Genomic DNA, 23,446 nt, shown 5'->3' with positions numbered 1-23,446 from the left:
GCGCGGGCGTCCCGGCATCCGCTCCATCCGCGGCGGGCTCCTGTGGGCCGGCGGGCTCCTGCTGCTCGCCCTGTCCGTCGCGGTGGCCGTCACCATCGGTCCGGCCAGGATCTCCGTCGGCGACGTGCGGTCCACGGTCGCGGCCCACCTCGGGTTCGGGCAGTCGCCGCTGAGCCCGATCCGGGACGGCATCATCTGGAACCTCCGCATGCCCAGAACCCTGCTCGCCGCCGTCTGCGGCGCCGGGCTCGCGGTCTGCGGCACCGTCATGCAGTCCCTGCTGCGCAACCCGCTCGCCGACCCGTTCGTCCTCGGCGTCTCCTCCGGCGCCTCGACCGGCGCGGTCGTGGTCGTCGTCCTGGGGGCCGGCGGGGGAGCGGTGTCCCTGTCGGCCGGCGCGTTCATCGGGGCGCTGTGCTCCTTCGCCCTGGTCCTGCTGCTCAGCCACACACTCGGCGGCAGCACCGACCGTGTCGTGCTGTCCGGGGTCGCGGCCATGCAGCTGTTCTCCGCGCTCACCTCCTTCGTCGTGATGACCGCCGCCGACGCCGAGCAGACCCGCGGGGTGCTGTTCTGGCTCCTCGGCTCGCTCGGCGGCGTCGGCTGGAGCGACGTGTGGATCTGCTCCGCCGTGCTCGGGGTGACGCTGCTGATCTGTCTGGGCCACGCCCGTACGCTCGACGCCTTCGCCTTCGGCCAGGACGCGGCCGCCACCCTCGGTGTCCATGTCGGGCGCACCCGGATCGTCCTGCTGTGCACGACCGCGCTGCTGACCGCCGCGCTCGTGAGCTCGGCAGGCGCCATCGGGTTCGTCGGACTGGTGCTGCCGCACGCGGCCCGCGCCCTCGCCGGCGCCGGCCACCGCAGGCTGCTGCCCGTCACCGCGCTCGCCGGCGCCGTCTTCCTGGTCTGGGTCGACACCCTCGCCCGGACCGTCCTCGATCCGCAGGAGGTTCCGGTGGGTGTCGTCACCGCACTGATCGGGGTGCCCGCCTTCGTCCTGGTCCTCTACCGCACCCGGCGGGCCACATGACCGGGACCACCGCCGGCGGCCTGCGGGCCGACCGGGTCAGCCGGTCGGCGGGCGGCCGCCTCATCCTGGACGGCGTCTCGCTCGCCCCGCCGCCCGGCGCCACCATCGGGCTGATCGGCCCGAACGGCTCCGGGAAGTCCACCCTGCTGCGGATCCTGGCCGGAGTCCTGGCCCCGGACGCCGGTGCGGTCACCCTCGACGGCGATCCGCTGACCGCAGTGGGCCGTCGCACCGTGGCCGGAAGGGTGGCGGTGGTCGACCAGCACGCCGTCACCCAGGTCGAGCTGAATGTCGTGGACGTCGTACGCCTGGGCCGCATCCCGCACCGCCGCGCCTGGTCGGCGCCGACGGCCGCGGACGAGAGCGCGGTGCACGAGGCGCTGGAGCGGACCGGTCTGGCCGGACGCCGCGACCAGTCCTGGCACACCCTGTCCGGCGGGGAGCGCCAGCGCGTCCAGATCGCCCGGGCGCTGGCCCAGCAGCCGCGTGAGCTCCTGCTCGACGAACCGACCAACCACCTGGACATCCAGCACCAGCTGGAACTGATGTCCCTGGTCACCTCGCTGCCGCTGACCGCCGTCGTCGCCCTGCACGACCTCAATCTGGCCGCGATGTTCTGTGACCGGATCGTGGTGATGAACGAGGGACGGGTGGTCGCGGCCGGCACACCGGCGGAGGTGATCACCGAGGAACTCATCGCCGGCGTCTACCGGGTACGGGCCGTCGTGACACCGGACGGCCCGCAGGGCCGGCCCTCGGTGCGCTTCCGTCCGGAGCGGCCCTGACGTCCTCCCGGGGAACACGAGAGGGCGGACCCCGTGAGCGGGTCCGCCCCTCGCTTGTCCGGTGCGGCCGGACCGACGCGGTGCGCGGGGGTCAGCGGCGCCGGCCCTGACCGAACTCGCCGCCCATGTCCTTCCCGCCCATGTCCTTGCCGCTCTTGGTGGTGCCGTCCGCGTAGTCGATCTGCTCCTTGCGCAGTTCGGCGGAGACTTCCTTCTGCTCGGTCACCTTCTTCGTTTCCATCCGCACCCGCTCGACCGGCACGGTCTCCTTGCGCATCGTGGCGCGTTCCGCGTGCAGGGTGACCTCCACGTCCTGCTCGGTGATGTCCGCGCGGGCGGCCGCCTTGTCGCCCGGCTGCAGCGGTTCACGCACCACACGTACCTCTTCGTGCGAGACGGGCACGGTCCGGGTGACGTTCTCGGTGACGACGTACTTGTGCAGGCGGGCCCTGCCGCTCTCGTACTCCTCGGTGCCGATGTGCAGCTGTTCCTCGGAGCGGATCATTTCCTCCTTGCCGCCGACGCCGTCGGCGGCGGAGCGTTCGGAACCCGCTCCGGCCCCGACCAGCGGGCGGGCCGTGCCCGAGGTCTCGGTGTCCCGGTGCCTCCCGGTTCCGGCGCCCGCTCCGGCGCCCGCACCGGTCATGCCGGCCGCCGAGGTGCCCGGCGTGGTGCCGGCCACCTGCGTCCGGCCGGTCCCGGACGCGCCTGCCGCGCCCATGGCTCCGGCGCCCGCGGCCGCGCCGGCTCCGGCGGCGCCCATGGTGCCGGTCCCGGACGTGGTCGGCGCACCGGCACCCGCGGTGCCGCCGGCGTTCGCCCGGTCACCGAGTGCGGCCTTGGTGTTCCTGCTCAGGCCGTAGTGCCGGTAGAGCTCCTCCTCCTCGGAGACGGACAGGTGGGCGTCCGCGTCCACCCGCGGAGCTTCCTTCACCAGGTCCTTCGTATGCGAGATGTGCAGGTCGGAGCCCACGCGACGGGCTCCGGCGAGGGGCACGAAACTCTCCTTCATGCCGAACAGGCCGGTCTTCACCGTGATCCAGTCCGGTCGGCCGGTGTTGTCGTCGACATACACCCGCCCCACGTTGCCGATCTTCTCGCCCGCGGTGTCGTACACCGTCAGGCCGTCGAGCTCTCCGGAATCCGTGAAACCGTCAGCGGCTCCCATGACCGATTCCTCCTCGCCCGGGCGCGTCCTGTGGGTGGCTCCAGCAGGGGAGGCGCGTCCGGATTCCATCGCGCCTCACCCGGATGGACGCTGCAACCGCCCGGCCCCCGCAGGCCGGTCGCCGTACCCGTGCCGTGTCGGCGCAGGCCCCGCGCGACGCCGCTGCGGGGCCCGAATCCCGATTAGGCCAATCGAGTGAACGGGTCTGGGTGTGCCGCGAATCCGGCCGCCGGTGAGGGCGGGGGCGGCGGAGCGGGACGACCGGACGCGCGGCGCCCGGCAGCGGCCCCCTCTCGCGCTCGTCCGGCACCGGCCGCGGGGCGTGTGCGCCGGCCGCCCGGCACCGCCCCTGAGCAGGCCGTTGCCGCTGCGAAGCGAATTTCCGGGAAACCCTTGACACCCGCTGGGCGCAGCCGCATCCTTTCGCCAGAAATCGCAACGGCGTTGCGATTTCCGCACCGACAGACGGACGATGTGGACGAAGGAGGCCCGGCCCCATGGCTGAGCACGGCATGGACACCACCCCGGCCCCCGCCGCACAGCAGGCCCCCGGTGTCCTGCAGACCGTGGACCGGGCCCTGCTCGTCCTGCTCACCTTCACCGAGCAGCGGCCCGAGTGGGGCGTCAGCGAACTCGCCCGCCATCACGGCTGGGACAAGGCCGTCGTCCAGCGCCTGCTCACCACCCTGAGCGCGCGCGGCTTCCTGCTCTGCGACGAGCACACCCGCCGCTACCGCCCGGGTCCTGCCCTGTCCCGTCTGGCCCGGGTCAGCGAGCACAGCGGAGTACTGTCCTCGATCTGCCGGCCGATACTGGCCCGGCTGCTCCGCGAGACCGGTGAGAGCGTCGTCCTCAACGTCCCGCACGGCGGCAGCTACCGCTGCGAAGCCGCCGTCGACGGCACCGGACCGGTCCGCTACACGGCCATCATCGGCGCGGTCATGCCCGGCCACGCCGGAGCGTCCGGGCACACCATCTTCGCGTACCACCCCGAACGCGAGATCCGGCAGATGTTCGGCGCCACCGGACTGACGCGCTTCAACGACCGCACCATCACGGACCTGGACGCGCTCCTCGCCTGCTACGCGCAGGTCCGGGCCGACGGTTACTGCATCAGCCACGGCGAGTACGACGAAGCCGTGGCGGCGGTCTCCGCTCCCGTCTTCCAGGGAGACGGCGTTCCCGCCTCCCTCACCGTCATCGGCCCCTCCCACCGTGTGGAGCGGGCCGTCGACACCCTCGTGACGCTGGTACGCGCCGGAGCGGCGGAGATCACCGCCGCCCTCGGCGGCTGAACCCGCGCCCGCCGCCCCGCCCCACCACGGCCTTTCCCCATGCCGGCGCGCCCGCGCGCCCGCCGGCCTCCCAGCCCTGCTCACCGAAGGGGGTGCCTCATGGCGCACCACGTCTCCGCGCCGCACTCTGCCCCGCCGCCGGCCGGCCCCGACGAGCCCCGGTCGCACCCGAGGGTGATGGAACCCGTCCTGCTGGTCATCCTGGTGCTGCTCTCCGCCGTGGGAGCCGTCATCGGGATCGACCTGGTCTCCAAGCTGGGCATCTCCGCCAACACCTCGGTGGTCGGAGCGCTCGTCGCGATGCTGATCGGACGCATCCCCCTGGGCTTCCTGCGCCGGATGCGGTCCGTACACCGGCAGAACCTCGCCCAGAGCGCGATCTCCGCCGCGACCTTCGCCTCCGCGAACGCGTTGCTGACATCCGTCGCCGTGCCCTACGTCTTCGGCCGCAAGGACCTGGTCTGGCCGATGCTCGCCGGCGCGTTCATCGGCCTCGTCGTGGACGCCTGGGTCCTCTACCGGGCCTTCGGCTCCCGGCTGCTGCCCGCCGACGCCGCCTGGCCGCCCGGCACCGCCGCCGCGGAGACCATCAAGGCCGGCGACCGGGGAGGACGCCGCGCCCTGGTCCTGGCCGGCGGCACCGCGGTCGGACTCGCCGGAACCCTCTTCAGCCTGCCGCTCTCCGCGGCCGGTGTGGCCTTCCTCGGCAACGTCTGGGCGCTGATGATGTTCGGCATCGGACTCATGCTGCGCCAGTACAGCCCCGATGTGTTCCACACCGATCTCGGCGCCGGCTACATCCCGCACGGCGTCATGGTCGGCGCGGGGATCGTCGCACTCGGCCAGGCCGTCCACATGCTCATGGGCGGCCGCGAACGCAGGCGGAAGGCCGCCGAGGCGCAGGCCACGAGCGCCGCGACCGTCCGGCCGGCGGACCCGACCACCGCCTACACCGTCGACGAGCGCGCCCTGCGGCTGTCCCTGGTACGCGGCTACGCGCTCTTCACCGCGGGCGCCGTCGTCCTCGCCGTACTCGGCGGACTGATCGGCGACATGAGCCCGCTCGGCATAGTCGGCTGGGTGCTCTTCGCCGCCTTCGCGGCCCTGGTCCACGAACTGATCGTCGGCCTCGCCGCCATGCAGTCCGGCTGGTTCCCGTCCTTCGCCGTCACCCTGATCTTCCTCATCCTGGGCCTGGCCATCGGCATCCCGTCCGTGCCGCTCGCCCTGCTGATCGGGTACGTCTCCGCCACCGGACCCGCCTTCGCCGACATGGGCTACGACCTCAAGGCCGGCTGGCTGCTGCGACGTGAGCACCGCCCCTGGGACCCGTTCGAGCGCGAGGGACGCCGCCAGCAGTTCCTGGCCGCCCTGATCGGCTTCGGCGTCGCCCTCGTCGTCGTCGCCGTGGCCTGGCGCTCCTACTTCGGACAGGGGCTCATCCCGCCCGTCGCCAAGGTCTACGCCGACACCATCAAGAGCGGACTCGGCGACCCGGACGCGGTGCGCACCATGCTCCTCTGGGCCATCCCCGGCGCCGCCATCCAACTGCTCGGCGGCACCCGCCGGCAGATGGGCGTCATGCTCGCCACCGGTCTGCTCATCCTCACCCCGCAGGCCTGCTGGCTCGTCCTCGGAGCCCTCGTCGTCCGGGTCGGCTACCGCAAGCTGCGCGGCCCCGCCGCCGACGAGGAACTCAACCTGGTCGGTGCCGGACTGATCGCGGGCAGCTCGCTCGGCGACTCGGCCCAGATCCTCAAGACCTGAGCGCCCACCGCCCCCTGAACCACCTTCCGCACCACTCAGCACCACCCGCACGGCAAGGAGAACCACCCCGTGGACATGTACAGCAGGCTCGAACCGCGTCCCGAGTACCTCAGCTTCGAACTCGCCCTGGCCGCCCGCAAACTCGTCGAGGAGGTCATGCTCGTCAAGCGTGGCGAGCACGTCGTCCTCACCGGCGACACCAGCAGCGACCGCCGGGTCCTGGAGGCCACCGCACAGGCCGTCGCCGCCGCAGGCGCCCACCCCGTCATCGTCTGGTACGAGACGCTGCCCGGCGCCTCGATGGAGCCGCCCCGGCCCGTCGCCGGAGCCATCGCAGACGCCGACGTGTGGATCGAGTTCGCCGTCTCGTACCTCATGCACTCCGACGCCTTCCGCGCCGCGATGGCCAACGGCTGCCGCTACACCAACCTCACCGCGATGGACGTCCAGATGCTGGTCGCCACCGTCGGCCGCCCCGACTTCCAGGGCGTCATCCGCCTCGGCAAGGCCCTCGTCGCTCTCCTGGAGGCCGCCGACGAGGTCCGGATCACCTCCGCCAACGGCACCGACCTGACCGGCCGCAACGGCGACCGGCCCATCAACCTGCGCGGAAAGCCCGCCGAGAAGCCCGGCGAGACCGTCATGCTCTCCGGCCAGATCTCCTGGAACCCCCTCGAGGAGACCCAGGACGGCGTACTCGTCTTCGACGGAGCCCTGTGGCCGCCGGACGAGCTCGGGCTGCTGCGCACCCCGGTCCGCTGCACCGTCGAGAAGGGCGTCGTCACCAAGATCGAGGGCGACGCCGACGCGGACACCTTCCGCCGCTGGATGGAGTCCTTCGACGACCCGAACATGTTCCGCGTCGCGCACTGGTCGCTCGGCTTCAACCCCGGCGTCCTCGCCCCGACCGGCCGCATCGTCGAGGACGAGCGCGTCTTCGGCTGCGTGGAGCTCGGCATCGGCACCAAGGGCGCCTGGATCGGCGGCGAGCCGTGGGTCGCGGCCGCCCACACCGACGGCAGCATTCTCGGCCCGTCCATCTACCTGGACGGTGTCGCCATCGAGGAGAACGGGCGCTACGTGCACCCCGAGCTCGTCGGGATCTGCCGCGACCTGGGCGTCGCCGGCTACTGAGCCGACCGCCGCCCGGGCCCGCACCTTCCCGGTGCGGGCCCGAGCGGCACCCGTGAAACCGCACCGAGACGCGCAAGGAGCGCCCCATGACCACCCCCGCCCCCGTCTCCTACCGCCACGGCGGCCTGGTCTGCACCGACCACACCCTCGACGTGCCGCTCGACCACCACACCCCGGACGGCCCGGCCATCGGCCTGTTCGCCCGCGAGGTCGTCGCCGAGGGCCGCGAGCGCGAGGACCTGCCCCGCCTCCTCTGGCTCCAGGGCGGCCCCGGCGGCCGGGCCGAGCGCCCCAACGCCGCGGGCGCCTGGCTGCGCCGCGCCCTCGCCGACTACCGCGTCGTCCTCATGGACCAGCGCGGTACCGGCCGTTCCACCCCCGCCGACCGGGTCACCCTGGCCCGCTTCGGTACGGACTCCCGGGCCGCCGCCGACTACCTCGCGCACTTCCGCGCCGACTCGATCGTCCGCGACGCGGAACTCCTGCGCCGGCACCTCCAGGGCGACCGGCCGTGGAGCGTCCTCGGCCAGAGCTTCGGCGGCTTCTCCACCCTCACCTATCTCAGCCTCGCCCCCGAAGGACTCACCCAGGCCTACATCACCGGCGGGCTGCCGACCCTGACCGGTCACGCCGACGACGTCTACCGGGCCGCCTACACCCGCACGCTCGCCCACAACGAGCGCTACTTCGCGCGCTACCCCGGCGACCAGGCCATCGCCGACGCCGTCGCCGCCCACCTGGACACGCACGACGTCCGCATGCCGACCGGCGAACGCCTCACCGTGCGCCGCTTCCAGACCCTCGGCATCACCTTCGGCACCGCGGCCAAGTCCGACTCGCTGCACTACCTGCTGGAGACCGCGTTCACCGACGGCGCCGACGGGCCGGAGCTCACCGATACGTTCCTGCGGGGCGTCGACGCGGCGGTGTCCTTCGCCGAACGCCCCCTGTACGCGGCGCTCCACGAGCCGATCTACGCCCAGGGCGGCCGCCCCACCGACTGGTCCGCCCACCGGATCCGCCAGGAGTTCCCCGCCTTCGACGCCACCGCAGGCGGCCCTCTCCGGTTCACCGGCGAGATGGTCTACCCCTGGCAGTTCGAGGAGGACCCCGCGCTGGTGCCGCTGCGCGGCGCCGCCGAGGCACTCGCCGCCCGTACCGACTGGCCGGCCCTCTACGACCTGGACCGGCTCGCCGCCAACGACGTCCCCGTCGTCGCCGCCGTCTACCAGGACGACATGTACGTCGACCGGGAGCACGCCCTGGCCACGGCCGACGCCGTACGCGGTCTGCGTACCTGGGTCACCGACGCCTACGCGCACGACGGCGTCCGGGCCGACGCCGCCGTGCTGGACCGGCTGATCGCCATGGCCCGCGAAGAGGCCTGACCCGCACGCCGAACAGGCGGGGCGCCCGCGGGGGCGCCCCGCCCAGGCACCTATGATCAACGGGTTCTTTGCCGACCGCCGTCCTGCCGCACCACCGGGAGCACCCCATCCGTTCCGTACGCATCCGGCTGCCCGGACAACGCGGTCAGCTGCTGTCCAGGCGCGAGGACGGACAGGACCTGCACCACCTCGTGTGGCGGCTGGGGCCCGGGTGGCGGGTGTGCAGCAGTGCGGTGCTCGGCGGCGGCATCGGCCCGCGCGAGTGGATCCTCAACGCCCAGGTGCCCGGCGGCTATCCGCGTACGGACCCCGACCGTCACCTCGCCGAGATCGCCGCCGCCGAGAAGCTCGCCGGACCCGGCGCGGGACTGATGACGGCCGCCGACGTCACCGCGTACACCCTTGCCGCCGACGAGGGCGTCACCGCGACCGTCACCTGTGGCCTGGGCGTGCGCGGCTGGGCGGCGGCGCCCGCCGAGGAGACCGGGGGACCGCAGCGGCCGGGCACGGTCAACATCGTCGTCACGCTTCCTGTGCCACTCTGCGACGCCGCGTTCGTGAACGCCGTCGCCACCGCCACCGAGGCCAAGGTCCAGGCGCTCGTCGACGCCGGACTCGACTGCTCCGGCACCCCCACCGACTCCGTCTGCATCGCGGCCCCCGCCCCCTCCCCGGAGACCGGCGCCGGTGAACCGTTCGCGGGGCCCCGCTCGCTCTGGGGTGCCCGGCTCGCCAGGGCCGTGCACGCCGCCGTCATCGAGGGCGCGCTGCGGCAGTCCCGCACCTGAGGGCTGTCCCCTTGGGTCAGACGACCCGCACCTCGTGCCGGACCACCGCGTCGAACAGGTAGCCCTGCGTGTTGTGGACGGCCACCTCCGGCTGGGTGCGGCCCGTACGGTCCGTGGCCCGGGCCAGCAGGACGGCCGGCCCGCGGTCCCCGGTCAGCCAGTCGGCCGACCAGCGCACCCAGCTCCCGCTGCGCGGCTCGTCGCGCAGCCGCGCACGGCGCCACCGCGCACCCCCGTCGGTGCTGACCTCGACCGTGCGCACCGGCGCCCCGCCCGACCAGGACCGGCCCGTCAGCACCTGGCGCCGACGGGCGGGGAACCGTGCGTCCGGCGCCAGTTCGAACGCGCTCTTCAGCGTCTGCCGGGTCAGCGGCGCACTGCCCTGGGCCGGGTAGCCGGGGCCGAACAGCCGGTAGAGGCCGGTGTTCCACGGGGAGACCAGGGGCTGTGCGCTCACCTCGATGTCACCGACCCACTTGATGTTCGCGATCCCGATCCAGGACGGCACGATCAGCCGCACCGGATAGCCGTGGTCGGGCGGCAGCGGTTCGCCGTTCATCTCGTACGCGAGCAGCACGTCGTCCAGCGCCTTCGCCACGGGCAGCGGACGGCGCACGTGCCCGAGGTTGATCCCGTCGCTGACCACCTCGTCGTCCAGACCGCGCGGCAGCACGTCCACCGCGTGCCGGGCGATGCCCGCTCGGCGCAGCACATCGCCGAGGCGCGCCCCGCGCCAGCGGGCCGTCCCGATGGCGCCCAGAGTCCAGGCGGTCCCGCTGACCTGCTGGTTCTGCTGCGTCGTGTAGTAACTGCGGGCGTTTCCCGCGCACTCGACGAACGAGGTACGGGTGACCGCGGGCAGGGCGCGCAGTTCCTCGTACGTGAACTCCACCGCCGGTCCCCTCAGCCCGTCGCCCCACACCTTGAGCCGCCAGCCGGCCGCGTCGATCCTCGGGGTGACGGTGTGGTTGCGGACGAAGAAGCGGTCCGCCGGGGTGAGCAGCCCGGTCGACCGCAGCGCCGCGAAGTTCGTCTCCGCGTTGGTGCCGCGCACCGTGAACACCTCGGGCGGCAGCGGCTTCACGATTCCCGGCGCTGCGGACGGCGCTGCGGACGGCGCTGCGGACGGGGCTGCGGCGTGGGCGGGAGCGGTGAGCCCGGCGAGCGGGCCCGCCACCGAGGCCGCCGCGACCAGCCGCAGCAGATCACGACGCTCGATCCCCGCGGAGCGCGCGGCACCGCGCGACCACTGGCGCAGCCGCATCCCGTCGTAGGCGGCCTCGGACGGCGGCACGGAACTCATGAACAACTCCAGAGGACGAGTGAGCGGGGAGGGGGAGAGACAAGGGAAGAACTGCGGCCCGGACCGACGTGGCGCCGCGCGAGGAGAACGCGGGATCGCGGGCCTGCGGGCGAGCGTGTCAGCGGCTCCGGAGAGCGTCAACAGCGTCCCCGTACGGCAACGGGCCTGCCGGGAACGGGGGAAGGGCGGGCCGCCCGACGTGCGGGGCGCGGGCTGCCGGGCCTTCGGCCTGCGCGGATGTGCCGCACGCGGGGGAGTGCGTCCCCGGCGCGGGCAGTGGGCCGGCCGGGCGCCGGGCCTGCGGCGAATTCATCGGGCCGCAATGTTCGGGTACCGGGAAACGCCGAGGGGGCTCCCGGCCACCGCGGCCGGGAGCCCCCTCGCACCGCTCACTCCTCGACGAACATGCCGTCGCGGAGCTTGTGCAGAATCCGGCTGATCAGACGGGAGACGTGCATCTGCGAGATGCCGAGCTCCGCGCCGATCTGTGACTGTGTCATCTCCTGGCCGAACCGCATGTCGATGATGCGGCGCTCACGCTCGTCCAGACCGCCCAGCAGCGGTGCCAGCGTATGCAGGTTCTCCACCGTCTCCATGGCGGGATCCGGGCTGCCCAGCACATCGGCGAAGGTGCGCCCCGCCGCGCTGTGCTGCCCCGCGTCGGCCGGCGCGGCCGGCATGTCCAGAGAACCCGCGGTGTAGCCGTTGGCCGCCACGATGCCCTCGGTGATCTCGCCCTCGCTCAGCCCCAGTTGCTCGGCCAGTTCGGGAACGGTGGGGTCGCGGTCGAGCTCGGTGGCCAGCGTCTCCTTCGTCTTGGCGATGTCGACGCGCAACTCCTGGAGCCGGCGCGGGACATGGACCGCCCAGCTGGTGTCGCGGAAGAACCGCTTGATCTCCCCGGTGATGTACGGGATCGCGAAGGAGGTGAACTCGACCTCGCGGGACAGATCGAACCGGTCGATGGCCTTGATCAGCCCGATGGTGCCGACCTGGACGATGTCCTCCATGTCGCCGCTGCCCCGGTTCCTGAAGCGGCCCGCGGCGAACCGGACGAGGGACAGGTTCATCTCGATGAGCGTGTTGCGCGCGTACTGATGGGCCGCGGTGCCCTCCTCCAGGACCTGGAGCCGGTCGAAGAACAGCCGGGACAGCTGCCGCGCGTCAGTGGGTGCGACCTTCCCCGCGTCCTCGATCCACGGCAGTTCCCCGAGCTCGCCGGACGGCAGCGCCGCGCCCGTGGGTTCCTCGTGTACGGCGAGGGCCGCCGGGGCCCCACCGTTGTCGGCCGGCGCCGGCCGTGCACTCTCCGCTCGCTCCGCATGGGCAGTCCGCGCGGTGTGCGCAGTCATCTCGTCACGCTCCCCTGGTGGTAGGCCATGAGGTGTATGCGTCTGCCCCGCCAGGGGGATTCCATGCGCAGAAGCGGAAGCCGGTCGTCTCACAGCGCTTCCACGGCAGGGAAATAACGTGACGCATCGCCATATCCGTGCGGAGGCGGACGTACCGGCACGAGGAACCGCCCCACCGGTACGGGGGAGCCCGGTGGGGCGGTCGCCTACAGAGTGCCACAGCCACGGGTGCAAGGGGGACCGACCGGCGCATATCCAGCCGTAGTTGAGTCGAAATCGCCGGTGTCCGGGCGCGAGCGGGGGACGGTGGCCCCGGGCGACCCGGACCGTGCCGAAAACGATGTGCGTACGGCGGGCGACGCTGTCAGGCTGCGCCGGTGAACCGTGACCGTGTTTCCGCGCTCGCCCATGCCGACCACCCGATCAAGGCCCCGCTCGACGACGACTCGGTGAGACAGCTCCTCGGCCATGCCGTCCCGCGCGGCGACGCGAGGGCGCTCGATCTGGGGTGCGGAGGAGGGGAATGGCTGCTGCGCGCCCTGGGCGGCCACCCCGGCCTGAGGGCCGAAGGGGTCGACATCTCCGAGGGCTCCCTGCGGCAGGCCGGTGAAGCGGCTGAGGGCCTCGGCGTGCGCGAGCGCCTCGTGCTGCACCAGCAGGACGGCGCCGCCTTCGCATCCGCGGACCCGTTCGACCTCGTCCTCAGCGTCGGGGCCGCGCACGTGTTCGGCGGACTGCTGCCGACCCTCGCGGCCGCCCGCAAGCACCTCGCTCCCGGTGGACGCGTCCTGATCGGTGACGGCTTCTGGGAACGCGAGCCGTCTGCGGAGGCCGTGGAGATGCTGGGGGACTTCGCCGACCTGGCGACCACCCTGGACCTGGTCGCCGGCGACGGATGGACGCCCGTGCACGGACACGTCAGCTCGCGCCGGGAACTGGACGACTACGAGTGGTCCTGCTGGGGATCACTGGCCTCCTGGGCCCTGGACAACCCCGCCGACCCGGAGAGCGCGGAAGTACTGGAAACCGCGGCCACCCGCCGTACCGAGTGGCTGCGTGTCTACCGGGAGACGTGGGGCTTCGTGACCCTGGTGCTGCGCCCGACGTCCGGCTGACCCGGACGGTTCATTGCGGTCCGGTGAACACTCCGGACCGGGGAATACGTGCGAGGCGAACGGACTTTCTGCTGCTGGGGCAACCGGTGTCCGGCCGGGGTCCCGTGCGATGAGCGATCTGCGCGGCGAACGACCCGTGCAGTGAACCACCCGTGCCAGGAGCAGAGAGAGGGAGCCCATGCCCAAGGCGTACGTGTTCACCCGCAACGGCGGACCGGAGGCCGAGGCCCTCGTGGACCGGGACACACCGGTGCCCGGCCCCGGGGAACTCCTCGTCGCCGTCCGGGCGGCCGGGGTCAACCCCGTGGACTGGAAGCTGCGCGCGGGCTACACCAGGCCCGGCAGTGAGCCACTGCCGTTCCCCACCGTCTTCGGCAGCGAGGCCGCCGGCGTCGTCGTGGCGACCGGCCCCGGCGTCGGGACATTCGCTGTCGGGGACGAGGTCTTCGGCAGCGTGCTGACCGGCGGGTACGCCGAGTACACGCTCCTGCCCGTCGCCGTGACGGCCCACAAGCCGGCCGGCCTCTCGTTCGCCGACGCCGCGGTGCTGCCGGTCGCGGCGGCCACCGCGTACGACGGCGTGAGCCAGCTCGGCCTCGCCCCGGGGGCCACACTCCTGATCACCGGGGCCGGGGGCGGTGTCGGAGCCGCTGCCGTGCAGCTCGCGCGCCATGCCGGTGTTCATGTCATCGGCGCAGCGAGCCCGGCCAAGAAGGAATTCGTCGAGTCGCTCGGCGCCGTGCACGTCGCATCCGGCGCCGGACTCGCCGACCGGGTACGGGCCGCGGCACCCGACGGCATCGACGCGGTCTTCGACCTGGTCGGCGGAGACACGCTGCGGGAGGCGGCCCGGCTGCTCGCCGACCCCGCCACGCTGATCAGCGCCGGCGGCAAGCCCCTGGCCGAGGAACTGGGCGGGGCGCCCGTCGAGCGGGCCCGCACCGCCGCCGTGCTCGCAGAGCTGGCGGACCTCGTCGCGAGCGGTGTCCTGCGCACCCATGTCACCCGGACGTTCCCGCTCGCCGGGGCGGGCGAGGCGCTGCGCGCGGTGGAGAGCGGCCACGCGCTCGGGAAGACCGTGATCGAGGTGACCGCATGAGCACGGACGGACGCGACCACATGAGCACAGACCGAAGCGACCGCATGAGTACGGACCGAGGTGACCGCATGAGCACGTCCCGGATCCCCGCCGGCGGGGTGCACCCCCTGGACGACCCGGTGGGCACCTCGCTGACGGGGCCGCACGCCCATTTCGCCGAGCGCCGCGGGCGCATCCTGCGCTACCCGCCGGACGTCACCCCCTGGGCCGCCCTTCCGGACACGCCGGAGGCTGCCGACTGGGCCGATGCCGCCGCGCTCGCCGGACCCGGAGGCGTCGTCACCATCACCGCTTTCCGTGAGCCGCCGCCGGAGGACTGGCAGGTCGTCTTCCACGCCGAGGGCGTACAGCTCGTCGACGCGGGAGTGGAGGCCGCTCCGTATCCGGAGGCGGTCCGGCTCGGCCCCGCCGACGTACCGGAGATGCTGGACCTGGTCGCCCGCACCCGGCCCGGCCCCTTCGAGCGCCGCACGGTCGAGCTCGGCACCTACCTGGGTGTACGGCGCGACGGGGTGCTTGTCGCGATGGCCGGCGAACGCATGCGCCCGCCAGGCTGGAGCGAGATCAGCGGCGTCTGCACGGACGAGTCCGTACGCGGACAGGGGCTCGCCGGCGGACTCGTGCGCGCCGTCGCCCACGAGATCAGGGAGCGCGGCGAAACACCGTTCCTGCATGCCGCCGCCTCCAACACCAACGCCGTCCGGCTCTATGAATCACTGGGTTTCGCACTGCGACGCCGGACGCCGTTCCTCTCGGCGCTCGTGCCGGACCACCCGCCGGTACGCCGGTCGGGCACCGTTCACGGCGACACCCGCGAGGCAGCCGCGCGCTGAGCTCCGGCCCCGGAGGACCGGTCCCCGGCCGGAGGTCCTGCGGCCTTCGCGCTCTGCCGGTCGGCCCGCGGCGGTCGGCCGGGGACCTTCGGCCCGGGACCTCCGGTCCGCCGACCGGGGACCGACGACCGCTTCCGGGGCCCGTTCCGGGACCTTCGGCGCGGCGGGTGAGGCCGTAAGCCTCGTGTGCCGCCCGCCGTGCCTCGGGTGCACTGGGACCGAACGCCGGCGCCGGGCCGGCAGATCCCGGGAGGACGCGGCCGTGACGATCGGACTTCAGCACCAGCCGAAGACACGGGCGACGCTCCCGGGTACGGACGCGGGAGAAGCGGCCGTCCGGGCGCCCAGGGTCGGAAACCCGGTGCTCTTCGGCGGTCTGGTTCTGCTGACGGCGGTGATCGTTCTCCTCGACATGGGGTCCGGCGACGACCTGCGCATCGTGCCCCTGCTGGTCGTCGTGCCCGCACTCGTCTCGGTCTTCGGGACGGTCCGGCAGACCGTGGGCGTGGCCTCCTGGATCATGGTGGTGGCCGTCACCTCGCGGCTGCTCTCCGGCGGGACGTTCTGGGACATCACCAGCAGCGTCGTCTTCACGGTGCTGGCCTGTGTCCTCGGCGTCGGCGCCTGCGAGCTGCGCATCCGTCACGCCACCGAGATAGCCAGGCTCCGCTCCGCCGCCGTGGCGCTCCAGCGCCAGATCCTGCGCCCGCTGCCGATCCTGACCGACCAGATCGTCGCGCACGGCACGTATGCGCCGATCGAGGAGGACCGCCTGGTCGGCGGCGACATCTACGAGGTCGTCCAGTCGCCCTACGGAACCCGGGTCATCATCGGCGACGTCCAGGGCAAGGGGCTCGCCGCGATCGGGGCCGGCTTCGCCGTCCTCGGAGCGTTCCGCGAGGCGGCCATCCGTGAGCCCAGCCTGACCGGTGTCGTCGACGCCCTGGAGGACGCGGTCGCCCGGCACAACGCCTTCTCCGCCCAGACCGGCGAGATCGAGCGCTTCGTCACCGCCCTGGTGCTCGGCTTCGACGGCGACGGGCGCGTCCAGGCCGTCAACTGCGGCCACCTGCCGCCCCGGCTGCTGCACGACCGGGTGGCCACCGCCGTTCCGCTGCGCCGCACCTCGGTGCCCCTGGGCATGGCGGAGCTCAGCAACGAGGCGCGCGTCACGGAATGGCTGGACTTCCCGCCCGGCTCGACGCTTCTGATGTTCACCGACGGAGTGACCGAGGCCCGCGACGCCGCCGGAACCTTCTACCCCCTGGACAGCCGGCTGGGCCGCTGGGTGGGCCTGGGCCCCCGTGAACTGCTCGACGCACTCCACACCGACCTGGAGCAGTTCTCCGGCGGTGTGCGGCGCGACGACATCGCCGTGCTCGCGCTGAGCCGGGCGGCGTCCGGCGGCCACCACGGGCCCACGACGCCGGGCCATGGCGCGCGGCGGGCCGCGGAGGCGTTCAGCGGGTACTGACGGCCCTGATGTCCTGCCTGCCTGCCCATCTGTCTGTCTGCCTGATGTTCTGACGGCCATGTCCCGGCCCCGCAGCTGTTCCGCGGTCCGGGAACGCCGCGACCATATATGTCCCGACGCGACGTTTGTCGCGTCGGGACATTTTTGGGTGTACGGTGCTGTTATGAACCGGGAACGGAAGACCCCGGAGAGGCGCAGCCGCAAGGCACGCCGGACCCGGGACACACTGGCCCAGGCCGCGTTCGAGCTCGTGCTCGACCGGGGTCTGAGGGACGTCACGGTCGAGGAGATCGCGGAGCGCGCGGACGTCGACCGCCGCACGTTCAGCCGGTACTTCACGAGCAAGGAAGCCGCCGTCCTGGACTCGGTCCGCGGCGACGGCGACCGGATCAACGACGCCCTGCGGGCCCGCCCCGCCGGTGAACCCCCGCTCACCGCCTACCGCCGGGCCGTTCTGGACTGGCTGGCGGACCCCGAGGCGGAGGCCTGGCACCGCCGCCCGAGGATCTTCGAACTGCTGGTCCTCGCCGAGCAGGAGCCGACCCTCTACGCGGCGTTCCACCACATCCGGGTGGACGCCCAGGAGGACTCGGTCACCATCGTCGCCGACCGGCTCGGAACCGACCCGCGGCAGGACATCCGTCCGGCCGTCACGGTCGCGGCCGGAGCCGGGGCGCTCCTCGCCGCCCAGGCCGCCTGGGTACGCGGAGGCTGCCCCGACGAGTTGCCCCGACTCGTCGAGCAGGCATTCGACGCCCTCGCCGGAGACCTGCTCGCGCAGTCTCCCGCCGGACCCGCGTCACACAGCACCACGGAAGGAAACGCAACATCATGAGCACCACCCCCACCCCCGCCGGCCAGGAGTTCGCCGGCCGAACCGCCCTCGTCACCGGAGGGGCCTCAGGCATCGGCCTGGCCCTCGCCCACCGGCTCGCCGCCGACGGCGCGTCCGTCGTCGTGGCCGACTACGACGAGGAGAGCGCCCGCAAGGCGGTCGCCGCTCTGGAGAGCACCGGCGCCAAGGCCGCCGCCGTGGCCATGGACGTCACCGACCCCGCCTCCGTCGAAGCGGGCGTCCGGTTCGCCGTCGACACCTTCGGCGCCCTGCACCTCGCCGTCAACAACGCCGGCATCGGCGGCCCGAGCAACCCGACCGGCGACTACGCCGTCGATGACTGGAACCGGGTCGTCGCCACCAACCTGAGCGGCGTCTTCTACTCGATGCGCTACGAGCTGCCCGCCATCGTCGCCGCGGGCGGCGGCGCCATCGTCAACATGTCGTCGATCCTCGGCACGAACGGCTTCGCCGGCTCGCCCGCGTACGTCGCGGCCAAGCACGGAGTCGTCGGACTGACCAAGACGGCCGCCCTCGAGTACGCCGCGCAGAACGTCCGCGTCAACGCCGTGGGTCCCGGCTTCATCGACACCCCGCTGCTCCGCAACACCGAGGGCCCGGCCCGTGACCACCTGATCTCGCTGCACCCGGCGGGACGCCTCGGCACGGCGGAGGAAGTGGCGGAGCTCGCCGCCTTCCTGCTCTCCGACCGCGCCTCCTTCATCCACGGCAGCTACCACCTGGTGGACGGCGGCTACTCCGCCTCCTGAGTGGCGGACGGGGGACAGGGGGCGAGAAACAGAGCAGCAGAGGTCAAGGAGGACCCCATGAAAGCCGTTCAGTACCGAGAGGTCGGCGCCGCACCCGAGGTCGTCACCGTGCCCGACCCGGAGCCCGGCCCCGGCCAGGTGCTGCTGAAGGTCACCGCGGCAGGTGTCTGCCACTCCGACATCGCGGTGATGAGCTGGCCCGCCGAGCAACTGTCGTTCCCGCTGCCGCTCACCCTCGGACACGAGGGCGTCGGGACCATCGCCGCACTCGGCGACGGGGTCGAGGGACTGACCCTCGGCGACTCCGTCGCGGTCTACGGACCCTGGGGCTGCGGTACGTGCATCAAGTGCGCCGAGGGCAAGGAGAACTACTGCCTGCGGGCCAGGGAACTCGGCATCAACCCGCCCGGACTGGGTTCCCCCGGCGCGATGGCCGAGTACATGATCGTCGACGACCCGCGCCACCTGGTGCCGCTGGGCGACCTCGACCCGGTCCAGGCCGTGCCGCTCACCGACGCCGGGCTCACGCCGTACCACGCGATCAAGCGCTCCCTGCCCAAGCTGGTGCCCGGCGCGACCGCCGTCGTCATCGGCACCGGCGGGCTCGGCCACGTCGCCATCCAGCTGCTGCGCGCCATGACGGCCGTCCGGGTCATCGCCCTCGACGTCACGGAGGACAAGCTCGCCCTCGCCCGTGCGGTCGGAGCGCACGAGACCGTACTGTCCGACCGGCACGCCGCGGACCGGATCCGTGAGCTGACCGGCGGCATCGGGGCCCAGGTGGTCCTCGACTTCGTCGGAGCGCCGCCGACCGTCGCCACGGCCGGCGCCGCGGCCGCCATCGACTCGGACGTGACGATCGTCGGCATCGGCGGCGGGGCGCTGCCGGTGGGCTTCGGCTCCCTGCCGTTCAGTACGACCGTGACCGCCCCGTACTGGGGTTCGCGTTCCGAGCTGGCCGAGGTGCTCGATCTCGCCCGCACGGGCGCCGTCGAGGTGCACGTCGAGACGTACTCGCTGGACGAGGCGCCGCTGGCCTACGAACGGCTGCACGACGGCAGGATCAACGGCCGCGCGGTCATCCTCCCCAACGGCTGACCGGAGCTGACGGGAGTCGACCGGAGCTGACCAGAGCTGACGGGGGCCGCCGGTCCGGGCCCGTTTGCGTGGCCGGGCCCCTCCTCCTCACGACCCTGCGACCCTGCGGGCCGGCGCACCGTGCGCCGGCCCGCAGCGCGTCGTACCCGCGGCCATTGCGCACCCGCGGCCATTGCATACCCGCACGCATACGGAGAGACTGCTGAGATGGAGTTCCTCGCGCTGATGACGCTGCCCGGACTGGTGATCGGGCTGACCATCGCCGCCTTCCTCGACCAGCTGCTGCTGCGCGCGGGGCGGGCGGGTCTGCTGCCGTGGCGCAACAGCGCCCGGCAGGGCCAGATCTCGGCGACCGGCTTCGAGCAGTTGCACGCGACGTTCTCGCCCGGAAAGCAGAGCGAGCTCAAGGAACGCCAGAGCGCCCTGCTGCTGCGCGACGACGAGGAGGACGGGGCCCCGCCCCACCGCTCCACCGTCGACCTCGACGGCGGCCTCGCCGTCATCCGCCTGCGGCGGCCGTGAGCGGCTCCGCCGCAGCCTCCTCGGGCGCGCGGTCCCGTGTCAGGGCAACGAGCGTGTGAGCCATACCACTTCACCGCTCTCGTCCGTGGAAACGTGGTCCCGCTCGAAGCCGAGCTTCTCGAGTACACGCAGCGACGGTGTGTTCCACGCGCCGACGGTCGACCAGAGCCGTTTCCGCCCGGTCGCGACAGCGGCATCGAGCACCGCGCCGGCCGCCTCGGTGGCGTAGCCACATCCGTGCGCGCGCTGGAACAGCTCATAGGCGATCTCGGGTTCCTCCACGGTGGAGCGGCCGATGATCAACCCGCAATAGCCGATGAAGTCGCCCTCGTCACGGCGCTGGATGGGCAGCAGGGCGATTCCCGTTGCCGCTGTCGCGGTGAGCAGCTTCGCGATGGACGTCCGGGTGCGCTCGACCGTGGGCGTCCCCTTGCCGCGTTCGGCGAGGAGGGCGCTGAACGCGGCGGCGTCCGAATCGGCCCACGGCCGCAGTATCAGCCGCTCGGTCTCGAGGTGGAACGACATCGTCTCGTACATAGACATGTCCTTACTCTGCCCCAGGGGTCACCACGGACCGCAGCCGGACCAGCAGGTCCTGAGCGCCTCGGTCACCCCGCCGCCACCAGTGGGCGGAGCCGGCTGCCGCGCAGCCGATCCACCGCCGGGGTGAGCCGGCGGGCCGCCACTGTCAGCGGCAGGGCGACGAGGGTTCCGGTGAGCAGGCCGATCAGTACGTCGTGCGGGTAGTGCACCCCGATCCAGACCCGGGAGGCGCCCATCAGCAGCGCGGCGGCGATGGCGGCCGTTCCGAGCCGCCGGTCGGCCAGCCAGATCGCCGTCGCGGCGGCCGCCGCGATGGCGGCGTGATTACTGGGAAAGGACCAGTCGCCGAGCGGCGGACATGCCTCCACCGTCACGACATGCAGGGTCCGGCAGGGGCGCTGCTCGTGGAAGAGCGACTTGACCAGGTCGTTGGCGAGGTATGCGGCCACCACGACGAGCGGGGTGCACAGCGCCATCGCGGTGCGTGCGGGATCCGAGGTGCGCGAGCGCCACCAGGACACGAGCATCAGCACGGCGAACAGGGCCAGTCCGTAGTCCGACCAGAGGCGGACGGCGGAGTCCAGGGCGGCCGGGGAGCGCTGGGCCAGCCCGGTGATCCAGGTGTAGAAGCCGCCGTCGATCGAGGAGGCGGCCGAGGCGAGCGGCATCAGTGGGTGCCTCCTTCGGCGGAGCGCCGGGAGCGGGCGCGGAGCAGTTCGGCTGCGAGCGGGATGAGCGAGACGGCGACCACGGCGGCCACGACCGGCATCAGGTAGCGGTCGACATGGGGCACCGAGGACCCCAGCCCGTAGCCGGCGAGCACCAGCCCGACGGTCCACACCACGCCGCCGACGACCTGCCACAGCGTGAACAGCCGCGCCGGCACGTTGAGCGCTCCGGCCAGGGGATTGAGCACCGTGCGCACGACGGGAACGAAGCGTGCCAGCACGATCGCGCGGGCATGCCCGTATCTGCCGAAGAGCTCCTCGGCGCGGGCGGCACCCTCGCGGATTCTTCCGGTGCGGCTGCGGGCGAGCAGTGCCCGGCCGCCGCGCCGGCCGATCCAGTAGCCCGCCTGCGCTCCCAGCAGTGCGCCGGCCACCGCGGCGGTCAGCACCTGTGGCAGCGACAGCTCGACCGGACCGTGGGCGCCGGGCACACTGAGAAGGCCCGCGGTGAACAGCAGGGAGTCGCCGGGCAGGAAGAAACCCACGAGCAGCCCCGTCTCGGCGAAGAGGACGACGGCCACGCCGAGCGCACCGAACGCTCCGAGCAGCGAACCGGCATCCAGCAGGTTCACGGCCTGCGGCATGGCCGTCGAAGAAATTACGGACACGGTGGCGGGCCTCCCATAATGGTGAACGGACGGCCCTGCTGAACGCCAGGGCCGACTACAGTGATGTAGACGGTCTACATCACTGTAGACGATCAATCGGGGAGGAGAGTTCCCATGTCCGAGGTGAACGGGATATCGGCCGGAGAATCCGCCCCCCGCACGAACGGCACGCCCGCTTCCGGGCAGCCGATGCCGCCGGCCTCGCCCGGCCCCGGGACCCCGGCCCGGTCCGAGTCCGGCCCGGCGGACCGCGCCGCAGCCGAGCGGCGCCCCTCCGGCGAGCTGGAGTCCACCATCCTGGCGGCCCTCTGGGCGGCCGGAGCCCCGCTCACCCCCGGCCAGGTACAGGGAGCGATCGGGACGGATCTCGCCCGCACCACCGTCACCACGATCCTGTCGCGCCTCCACGACAAGGGCGCGGTCACCCGCAACAGGTCGGGACGCGGATTCGCGTACACCCCCACCGAGGACGCGGCCGGACTGACGGCCCGCCGGATGCACACCGAACTGCGGAAGGAGGAGGACCGCAGCACGGTGCTGGCCCGGTTCGTCTCCCAGCTCACGGACGAGGACGAGCGGCTGCTGCGCGATCTTCTCGACGGGGGAGAGCGTTGATCTACGCCGTGTGGATTCCGCTGCTGGTGCCCTTCGTAGTCGTTCCCGCCGCCCGCAGGCTGGCCGATGCCCTGGCGCCCGCACGGGCCGTGCGGCTCCTCGCCGCGACCGGGGCCGGCCTCGCCCTGTGCACCGTGCTCGCCCTGGCGCTGCTCGTGGTGCCCGGTGCCGGACGGCTGCCCGCGATCGCCGACGCGGGAGAACTCGTTCACCCGCTCGGCGTCGTCGCACCGGCCACCGCCGTCCCCCTCGCCGCCACCGCCCTGGTGCTCCTCCTGGGCTGCGCCGCGGCGCTGACCCGTACGGTGCGCGGCCACTGGTCCCAGCTCCACCGCCCGGCCCGCCCGGACCGGGGCGACGGCAGTGAACTGGCGGTCCTGCGCGACAGCCACCCGGATGCCTACGCGCTGCCCGGACGGCCCGGCAGCCCCGGCCGGATCGTCGTCACCACCGGAATGCTGCACGCCCTGGCGCCCGCCGAGCGGGACGCGCTCCTCGCCCACGAGCGCGCCCACCTCGCCGGCCACCACCACCTTTACCTCGGCGCCGCCGAACTGTTCGCGCGCTGCCATCCGGCCCTGCGCGCCCTGCGCGCGCCCATGGGATACGCGCTGGAGCGCTGCGCGGACGAGGCCGCCGTGCGGGCCGTCGGGGACCGCCGGGTCGTGGCCCGCGCGATCGGACGTGCCGCGCTCGCCGCCCGGTCCGCAGCGGAGCCGCCCGCGCCCCGCCCCGCCGTGGCGCTCGCGGCGGCGGCCGGCCCCGTCCCGCGGCGCGTCGCCGTACTCCTGGGCCGGGCCGCCGTGCGCCCGCGTATCGGCAGGGCGGCCGCCGCGACCCTGCTGGCCTGTGCGGTCATCTCGGGCGCCGCCGCCCTCGATGCCTCCTACGACCTGCACAGCAGTATCGAAATCGCCCAGGGCGAGCACCCGTAGGGCGGTCCGGGCCGTCCCCCTCGTGAGCGGACCCGGGCGAAATGCACCTGACAGCCCCCGCACCCGCATGGCTACACTGGCTTCCATGGGTTCGTACTACTTCTTCCGCTGATTCCGGGCCGCGACACCGCCGCTCGACGCCGAGCCGTCGAGTCCTGGGGCCGCCGGCCGCGTGACCTTCCGGTCACCCCGCGCGCCGCCGCCCCATCAACCCGTCCGGAATCCCCGCCCGCCGTGCCCTTCCCGGGCCGGCGAGGC

General features: G+C 73.0%; 23 protein-coding genes. 17 read left to right on the top strand and 6 right to left on the bottom strand.

Annotated elements, in window-relative coordinates; all coding sequences use genetic code 11:
* Positions 1 to 16: 16 nt before the first annotated feature.
* Both OG782_RS01970 and OG782_RS01965 read left to right on the top strand, forming a co-directional pair.
* Positions 17 to 1,033: a FecCD family ABC transporter permease gene (locus tag OG782_RS01970; RefSeq protein ID WP_406458796.1), complete on the top strand. Its 1,017-nt coding sequence runs from the start codon at positions 17 to 19 to the stop codon at positions 1,031 to 1,033.
* Positions 1,030 to 1,818, top strand: coding sequence for an ABC transporter ATP-binding protein (locus tag OG782_RS01965; protein WP_406447632.1), 789 nt, complete (start codon positions 1,030 to 1,032; stop codon positions 1,816 to 1,818). Before OG782_RS01970 ends, OG782_RS01965 begins: the two co-directional genes overlap by 4 nt.
* Before the next feature lie 91 nt (positions 1,819 to 1,909).
* Here the strand turns inward: OG782_RS01965 and OG782_RS01960 are convergent, their stop codons facing one another.
* A complete protein-coding gene (locus OG782_RS01960) occupies positions 1,910 to 2,986 on the bottom strand; it encodes a PRC and DUF2382 domain-containing protein (RefSeq protein WP_406447631.1) in 1,077 nt (358 codons plus the stop codon).
* Between the two features lie 497 nt (positions 2,987 to 3,483).
* On the opposite strand from OG782_RS01960, the gene OG782_RS01955 reads away from it, so the two are divergent.
* The 5 genes from OG782_RS01955 (at position 3,484) to OG782_RS01935 (ending at position 9,358) form a co-directional block, all read left to right on the top strand.
* The gene (locus OG782_RS01955) at positions 3,484 to 4,281 is read left to right on the top strand and encodes an IclR family transcriptional regulator (protein WP_406447630.1); all 798 of its coding nucleotides are present in this window, start codon (positions 3,484 to 3,486) and stop codon (positions 4,279 to 4,281) included.
* Between the two features lie 99 nt (positions 4,282 to 4,380).
* On the top strand, positions 4,381 to 6,048 hold the full coding sequence (locus tag OG782_RS01950) for an OPT/YSL family transporter (protein ID WP_406447629.1): 1,668 nt from the start codon (positions 4,381 to 4,383) through the stop codon (positions 6,046 to 6,048).
* A 75-nt stretch (positions 6,049 to 6,123) separates the two neighbouring features.
* Positions 6,124 to 7,182 (top strand): hypothetical protein, encoded by a 1,059-nt coding sequence (locus OG782_RS01945; protein ID WP_406458795.1) that lies wholly within the window; start codon positions 6,124 to 6,126, stop codon positions 7,180 to 7,182.
* Positions 7,183 to 7,268: 86 nt separating this feature from the next.
* Positions 7,269 to 8,570, top strand: coding sequence for an alpha/beta fold hydrolase (locus OG782_RS01940; protein ID WP_406447628.1), 1,302 nt, complete (start codon positions 7,269 to 7,271; stop codon positions 8,568 to 8,570).
* 122 nt (positions 8,571 to 8,692) lie between these two features.
* Positions 8,693 to 9,358 carry an adenosylcobinamide amidohydrolase gene (locus OG782_RS01935; protein ID WP_406458793.1) on the top strand — a complete coding sequence of 222 codons (666 nt, stop codon included), beginning with the start codon at positions 8,693 to 8,695 and terminating at the stop codon, positions 9,356 to 9,358.
* A gap of 16 nt (positions 9,359 to 9,374) precedes the next feature.
* On the opposite strand, the gene OG782_RS01930 is transcribed toward OG782_RS01935, so the two are convergent.
* Positions 9,375 to 10,661, bottom strand: a complete 1,287-nt coding sequence (locus tag OG782_RS01930; RefSeq protein ID WP_406447627.1) for a sulfite oxidase — start codon at positions 10,659 to 10,661, stop codon at positions 9,375 to 9,377.
* Positions 10,662 to 11,050: 389 nt separating this feature from the next.
* Positions 11,051 to 12,013: an RNA polymerase sigma factor SigF gene (locus tag OG782_RS01925; protein ID WP_406447626.1), complete on the bottom strand. Its 963-nt coding sequence runs from the start codon at positions 12,011 to 12,013 to the stop codon at positions 11,051 to 11,053.
* A 377-nt stretch (positions 12,014 to 12,390) separates the two neighbouring features.
* On the opposite strand from OG782_RS01925, the gene OG782_RS01920 reads away from it, so the two are divergent.
* The 8 genes from OG782_RS01920 (at position 12,391) to OG782_RS01885 (ending at position 19,759) form a co-directional block, all read left to right on the top strand.
* Entirely contained in the window at positions 12,391 to 13,128 is a 738-nt protein-coding gene (locus tag OG782_RS01920; RefSeq protein ID WP_406447625.1) for an SAM-dependent methyltransferase, read from the top strand.
* 178 nt (positions 13,129 to 13,306) lie between these two features.
* Complete coding sequence (locus OG782_RS01915) at positions 13,307 to 14,227, top strand: NADP-dependent oxidoreductase (protein ID WP_406447624.1); 921 nt, start codon at positions 13,307 to 13,309, stop codon at positions 14,225 to 14,227.
* A gap of 68 nt (positions 14,228 to 14,295) precedes the next feature.
* Complete coding sequence (locus tag OG782_RS01910; RefSeq protein WP_406447623.1) at positions 14,296 to 15,060, top strand: GNAT family N-acetyltransferase; 765 nt, start codon at positions 14,296 to 14,298, stop codon at positions 15,058 to 15,060.
* Between the two features lie 262 nt (positions 15,061 to 15,322).
* Complete coding sequence (locus OG782_RS01905) at positions 15,323 to 16,534, top strand: PP2C family protein-serine/threonine phosphatase (RefSeq protein ID WP_406447622.1); 1,212 nt, start codon at positions 15,323 to 15,325, stop codon at positions 16,532 to 16,534.
* 163 nt (positions 16,535 to 16,697) lie between these two features.
* Entirely contained in the window at positions 16,698 to 17,369 is a 672-nt protein-coding gene (locus tag OG782_RS01900) for a TetR family transcriptional regulator (RefSeq protein WP_406447621.1), read from the top strand.
* On the top strand, positions 17,366 to 18,139 hold the full coding sequence (locus tag OG782_RS01895; protein ID WP_406447620.1) for an SDR family NAD(P)-dependent oxidoreductase: 774 nt from the start codon (positions 17,366 to 17,368) through the stop codon (positions 18,137 to 18,139). The genes OG782_RS01900 and OG782_RS01895 overlap by 4 nt, the downstream gene beginning before the upstream one ends.
* 57 nt (positions 18,140 to 18,196) lie before the next feature.
* Positions 18,197 to 19,237, top strand: coding sequence for an NAD(P)-dependent alcohol dehydrogenase (locus tag OG782_RS01890; protein ID WP_406447619.1), 1,041 nt, complete (start codon positions 18,197 to 18,199; stop codon positions 19,235 to 19,237).
* A gap of 207 nt (positions 19,238 to 19,444) precedes the next feature.
* Positions 19,445 to 19,759 (top strand): DUF6191 domain-containing protein, encoded by a 315-nt coding sequence (locus OG782_RS01885; RefSeq protein WP_406447618.1) that lies wholly within the window; start codon positions 19,445 to 19,447, stop codon positions 19,757 to 19,759.
* A gap of 39 nt (positions 19,760 to 19,798) precedes the next feature.
* Here OG782_RS01885 and OG782_RS01880 read toward each other — a convergent pair whose 3' ends face one another.
* From OG782_RS01880 to OG782_RS01870, 3 genes are all read right to left on the bottom strand, one after another.
* On the bottom strand, positions 19,799 to 20,302 hold the full coding sequence (locus tag OG782_RS01880; protein ID WP_406447617.1) for a GNAT family N-acetyltransferase: 504 nt from the start codon (positions 20,300 to 20,302) through the stop codon (positions 19,799 to 19,801).
* A 65-nt stretch (positions 20,303 to 20,367) separates the two neighbouring features.
* The gene (locus tag OG782_RS01875; protein ID WP_406447616.1) at positions 20,368 to 20,970 is read right to left on the bottom strand and encodes a phosphatase PAP2 family protein; all 603 of its coding nucleotides are present in this window, start codon (positions 20,968 to 20,970) and stop codon (positions 20,368 to 20,370) included.
* The gene (locus OG782_RS01870) at positions 20,970 to 21,614 is read right to left on the bottom strand and encodes a DedA family protein (RefSeq protein WP_406458791.1); all 645 of its coding nucleotides are present in this window, start codon (positions 21,612 to 21,614) and stop codon (positions 20,970 to 20,972) included. Before OG782_RS01870 ends, OG782_RS01875 begins: the two co-directional genes overlap by 1 nt.
* Positions 21,615 to 21,827: 213 nt before the next feature.
* Between OG782_RS01870 and OG782_RS01865 the strand changes: the two genes are divergently transcribed.
* Together OG782_RS01865 and OG782_RS01860 are read left to right on the top strand one after the other, a co-directional pair.
* The gene (locus tag OG782_RS01865; RefSeq protein ID WP_406458789.1) at positions 21,828 to 22,253 is read left to right on the top strand and encodes a BlaI/MecI/CopY family transcriptional regulator; all 426 of its coding nucleotides are present in this window, start codon (positions 21,828 to 21,830) and stop codon (positions 22,251 to 22,253) included.
* Positions 22,250 to 23,188, top strand: coding sequence for a M56 family metallopeptidase (locus OG782_RS01860; protein ID WP_406447615.1), 939 nt, complete (start codon positions 22,250 to 22,252; stop codon positions 23,186 to 23,188). The genes OG782_RS01865 and OG782_RS01860 overlap by 4 nt, the downstream gene beginning before the upstream one ends.
* The last annotated feature ends 258 nt before the right edge of the window (positions 23,189 to 23,446 follow it).

The sequence above is a fragment of the Streptomyces sp. NBC_00876 genome (genome assembly GCF_045207435.1).
Taxonomy (GTDB): Bacteria; Actinomycetota; Actinomycetes; order Streptomycetales; family Streptomycetaceae; genus Streptomyces.
The sequence above is the reverse complement of the archived record's forward strand: the minus strand, read 5'-3'. Positions and strand labels throughout refer to the sequence as shown.

What these genes read in the sequence shown, in the direction of transcription:
- OG782_RS01955 (WP_406447630.1), top strand. Translation starts at nt 3,484, where the DNA reads ATGGCTGAGCACGGCATGGACACCACCCCGGCCCCCGCCGCACAGCAG.
- OG782_RS01910 (WP_406447623.1), top strand. Translation starts at nt 14,296, where the DNA reads ATGAGCACGTCCCGGATCCCCGCCGGCGGGGTGCACCCCCTGGACGAC.
- OG782_RS01900 (WP_406447621.1), top strand. Translation starts at nt 16,698, where the DNA reads ATGAACCGGGAACGGAAGACCCCGGAGAGGCGCAGCCGCAAGGCACGC.
- OG782_RS01865 (WP_406458789.1), top strand. Translation starts at nt 21,828, where the DNA reads ATGCCGCCGGCCTCGCCCGGCCCCGGGACCCCGGCCCGGTCCGAGTCC.
- OG782_RS01945 (WP_406458795.1), top strand. Translation starts at nt 6,124, where the DNA reads ATGTACAGCAGGCTCGAACCGCGTCCCGAGTACCTCAGCTTCGAACTC.
- OG782_RS01885 (WP_406447618.1), top strand. Translation starts at nt 19,445, where the DNA reads ATGGAGTTCCTCGCGCTGATGACGCTGCCCGGACTGGTGATCGGGCTG.
- OG782_RS01925 (WP_406447626.1), bottom strand. Translation starts at nt 12,013, where the DNA reads ATGACTGCGCACACCGCGCGGACTGCCCATGCGGAGCGAGCGGAGAGT.
- OG782_RS01960 (WP_406447631.1), bottom strand. Translation starts at nt 2,986, where the DNA reads ATGGGAGCCGCTGACGGTTTCACGGATTCCGGAGAGCTCGACGGCCTG.
- OG782_RS01875 (WP_406447616.1), bottom strand. Translation starts at nt 20,970, where the DNA reads ATGCCGCTCGCCTCGGCCGCCTCCTCGATCGACGGCGGCTTCTACACC.
- OG782_RS01890 (WP_406447619.1), top strand. Translation starts at nt 18,197, where the DNA reads ATGAAAGCCGTTCAGTACCGAGAGGTCGGCGCCGCACCCGAGGTCGTC.
- OG782_RS01930 (WP_406447627.1), bottom strand. Translation starts at nt 10,661, where the DNA reads ATGAGTTCCGTGCCGCCGTCCGAGGCCGCCTACGACGGGATGCGGCTG.
- OG782_RS01895 (WP_406447620.1), top strand. Translation starts at nt 17,366, where the DNA reads ATGAGCACCACCCCCACCCCCGCCGGCCAGGAGTTCGCCGGCCGAACC.
- OG782_RS01965 (WP_406447632.1), top strand. Translation starts at nt 1,030, where the DNA reads ATGACCGGGACCACCGCCGGCGGCCTGCGGGCCGACCGGGTCAGCCGG.
- OG782_RS01870 (WP_406458791.1), bottom strand. Translation starts at nt 21,614, where the DNA reads ATGCCGCAGGCCGTGAACCTGCTGGATGCCGGTTCGCTGCTCGGAGCG.
- OG782_RS01880 (WP_406447617.1), bottom strand. Translation starts at nt 20,302, where the DNA reads ATGTCTATGTACGAGACGATGTCGTTCCACCTCGAGACCGAGCGGCTG.
- OG782_RS01940 (WP_406447628.1), top strand. Translation starts at nt 7,269, where the DNA reads ATGACCACCCCCGCCCCCGTCTCCTACCGCCACGGCGGCCTGGTCTGC.
- OG782_RS01950 (WP_406447629.1), top strand. Translation starts at nt 4,381, where the DNA reads ATGGCGCACCACGTCTCCGCGCCGCACTCTGCCCCGCCGCCGGCCGGC.
- OG782_RS01915 (WP_406447624.1), top strand. Translation starts at nt 13,307, where the DNA reads ATGCCCAAGGCGTACGTGTTCACCCGCAACGGCGGACCGGAGGCCGAG.